This is a genomic window from Terriglobia bacterium (assembly GCA_036496425.1).
Taxonomy (GTDB): domain Bacteria; phylum Acidobacteriota; class Terriglobia; order 20CM-2-55-15; family 20CM-2-55-15; genus 20CM-2-55-15.
The window spans coordinates 1-3,013 of sequence record DASXLG010000161.1 but is presented as its reverse complement, the minus strand read 5'-3'; the positions used below and the strand labels follow the sequence as shown (position 1 = coordinate 3,013).

Below are 3,013 nucleotides of genomic sequence, written 5' to 3'. Positions count from 1 at the left end.
AATAGATGAGACCTTGAACGGGATCGGCCGAAATCAGCTCGAATACCGTGCCGTTCTGAACAGAACCCACTGAAACGTTGTCGTTGAAAAAAAGAGCCCGAGGAGTCTTCGGCGAAATCCTGGTCAGCTGAAAACTGGTCTTGGAAAACACCAGGATCTGGGAATCGATATCGAGATCCAGATGCTTCAGGAGGCTGGGGAGATATCCCCACCCGCCGGAACTGTAATCGAGCGCCGCTTCGCCACGATCGATCTGCCTGGAGAGTTTCGTTACCGGATCGTTGAGTGGAACCGTTTGAGAAACCTGACTGATAAAGACTGCCGAAGCCGCGAGGAAGAGCACCAAAAAAGCGACGATACTTTTCACGCCGATAATTTTACTCCGCTTTGCACAGGATCGGGAATAGCCATAAAGGGCACATAAGGGCCCACGAAAAGCACGGATTTAATGCTAGTTGTCTAGCACATCTGCTATAACAATCACATGCCGAAGACGGCCCAGATCAGCCTCACCCGCCGGGAGAGAGAAATCATGGACATCCTTTACCGGCTGGGCCGGGCGAGTGCCGGCGAGGTCATGGAGGATCTCACGGGCGAGCCGAACTACTCGACCGTGCGGGCGCAGCTCCGTGTACTCGAAGATAAGGGTCATGTGCGCCACGAAGAACAGGGCCTGCGTTATGTCTACATCCCGGTCGTGCCGCGTCACGAAGTACGGCAGTCTGCGCTGCGGCATATGATCGACACCTTCTTCGAAGGGTCGGTGCACAAAGTCGTGGTGGCGCTCCTGGGAACCGAAGGCGGCCACATTTCGCGCGAGGAACTCGACAGAATTGCCGAAGTCGTCGAAAAGGCCCGAAAAGGGGTCCGGAAATAGTTAAGACTAATTACCGGCAGAGATCCGGCTGAGGGCTTGCTCGATTCTCCGCAGACACTCGGCCCTGCCCAGGATCGCGAGAGTATCGAAGAGTCCGAAGCCCACGGTTTTCCCCGTCGCCGCCAGGCGAAGGCCGTGGATGATCTGCGCGTGTCCGACGCCTTCCGCCTGCACGAAGTCCTGCAATTCCTTCTCGATCGACGGGGCGTCAAACGGCTCAAGCGTTCTCAGCCGCTCTGCGAATTTTTTCAGCAGCCCTGCCGCTTCGGGAGGAGTCCGCAACCGCTTGTCGAAGGCGGCTTCGTCGTACGTTAATTGGCCGGAGGAAATGAAGAAGCCGGCATAGTCGACAATGTCGCCCGCCACTTTAATGCGATCCGCGGCGGCTGCGGCAATCTGCTTCACTTTCAGCGGATCGGCCGTCAGGCCCGCCTTTTTCAGATAGGGCATAACCATTTCGGTCTTCTGATCGGGGCCGAGAAGATTCATGTAGCGCTCTTGAAATGCAAACAGCTTCTTGGCGTCGAAGCTCGCCGGCGCGCGATTGATGCGTTCGAGCGAGAAGTTGTCAATCATTTCTCTGCGTGTAAAGAATTCGGTTTTGTCGTCGAGCGACCATCCGATAAGCAGCAGATAGTTGACGATCGCATCGGGCAGGTAACCCACCTGCTCATAGAAGTCGACGATTACCGGATTGAACGTCTCTGCAGCGATTTGCAGCCCCATAGCCTGGGCGATCCGCTCACCGTGATCGTAAAGTTTGCGGAACTCATGGTTCTTGAGGTAATCCGCGATCTTCCGTTTGCTGAGCTTGTTCTTGCTTCCCGGTTCGGCGACGAATGGAACATGCGCGTACTCGGGCGGGCGAAAGTTCAGGCCCTGGGCGATAAAGATCTGCCGCGGCGTATTGGAAAGGTGCTCGGAGGCGCGGATAACGTGCGTGATCCGCATGTCGTAATCATCGACGACGTTTGCGAGATTGTAGAGCGCCGAGCCATCGGCGCGCTGGATGACATGGTCGGGCTCCTGCGCCCACTCGACTTCGACACGGCCGCGCACATGATCGTCGAAAACGCATTTGCCTTCTCGCGGCATCTTCAGGCGGACAACGCCTTTCCGTCCTTCCGATTCGTAGCGGTTGCGGGCCGCTTCACTTTCCGCCATCCAGCGGCGGCTGTAGCGAAACTGGCGCTTCTCATTTTCGGCCGCCTGGCGTTCGGACTTCATTTCCTCTTCTGTCGCGAAATCCCAGTAGGCATGGCCGGAAGCCACCAACTGCCGCACGGCCTCCTGATAACGCGGAAGCTTTTGCGACTGATAATAAGGTCCATGCGGCCCGCCGGTTTCAGCACCCTCGTCCCAATCGAGGCCGAGCCAGCGGAAACCGTGAAGTATCGGTTCGAGCGCCTCCTTCACATTGCGCTGCTGGTCGGTGTCATCGATGCGCAGGATGAACTGCCCGCCATGCCGGCGGGCGAACAGCCAATTGAAAAGCGCCGTGCGAACACCGCCGATGTGAAGAAATCCAGTAGGACTGGGAGCAAACCTCGTTCGAACCATAAACCTAGAGTATGTCGATATAGGGAAGGAACCACAAGAAGCACAAGGGGCACGAAAATCGGTTTTTCTTGTGTCCCTTGTGCTTCTTGTGGTTTCTTCCCTTCGCCCGATGGTTCAGCGGGCAATTGTGGCCGCAACCCGGCCAATCATTTCCGGCGTCAGTTCCGGATATATCGGAAGCGCCAGAGTCTGTTGCGAAGCCATTTCGCTGACGGGGAAATCTGCGGGATGGTAGCCGAGAGACGCGAAGCACGGGAGCAGATGCAACGGAACGGGATAGTAGATCTCGCAACCAATCCCCTGCTTTTTCAGCCGCGTCATCAGCGCATCGCGATTAGCGCTGCGAATGACGAACTGATTGAAAATGTGCCGGCCACCGGGAACCTCGCCGGGCAACGATATCGAGGGGACACTCTTCAACGCATCGCGATAGATTCCCGCATTCCGCCGGCGCCCCTCGGTCCACGCGTCCAGATATTTCAGCTTCACGCGGAGCACCGCGGCCTGGATTTCATCGAGACGGAAGTTCCCGCCGAGAATCTCATTGTGATATTTCGTCTTGAAACCGTGATTGCG

Annotated in this window: 4 protein-coding genes; 1 reads left to right on the top strand and 3 read right to left on the bottom strand. The window is 56.8% G+C overall.

The window, feature by feature from the left end:
- A partial coding sequence (locus VGK48_11420) for a hypothetical protein (protein HEY2381777.1) occupies positions 1 to 367 on the bottom strand: 367 nt, incomplete at its 3' end.
- A 117-nt stretch (positions 368 to 484) separates the two neighbouring features.
- Between VGK48_11420 and VGK48_11415 the strand changes: the two genes are divergently transcribed.
- On the top strand, positions 485 to 877 hold the full coding sequence (locus VGK48_11415; protein ID HEY2381776.1) for a BlaI/MecI/CopY family transcriptional regulator: 393 nt from the start codon (positions 485 to 487) through the stop codon (positions 875 to 877).
- A 6-nt stretch (positions 878 to 883) separates the two neighbouring features.
- On the opposite strand, the gene gltX is transcribed toward VGK48_11415, so the two are convergent.
- Positions 884 to 2,437 carry a glutamate--tRNA ligase gene (gene gltX / locus VGK48_11410; GenBank protein ID HEY2381775.1) on the bottom strand — a complete coding sequence of 518 codons (1,554 nt, stop codon included), beginning with the start codon at positions 2,435 to 2,437 and terminating at the stop codon, positions 884 to 886.
- A gap of 114 nt (positions 2,438 to 2,551) precedes the next feature.
- Positions 2,552 to 3,013: DegT/DnrJ/EryC1/StrS family aminotransferase (locus VGK48_11405; protein HEY2381774.1), on the bottom strand; the 462-nt coding region annotated here is incomplete at its 5' end.

Coding starts and splice junctions, on each gene's coding strand:
- VGK48_11415 (HEY2381776.1), top strand. CDS start 485: ATGCCGAAGACGGCCCAGATCAGCCTCACCCGCCGGGAGAGAGAAATC.
- gltX (HEY2381775.1), bottom strand. CDS start 2,437: ATGGTTCGAACGAGGTTTGCTCCCAGTCCTACTGGATTTCTTCACATC.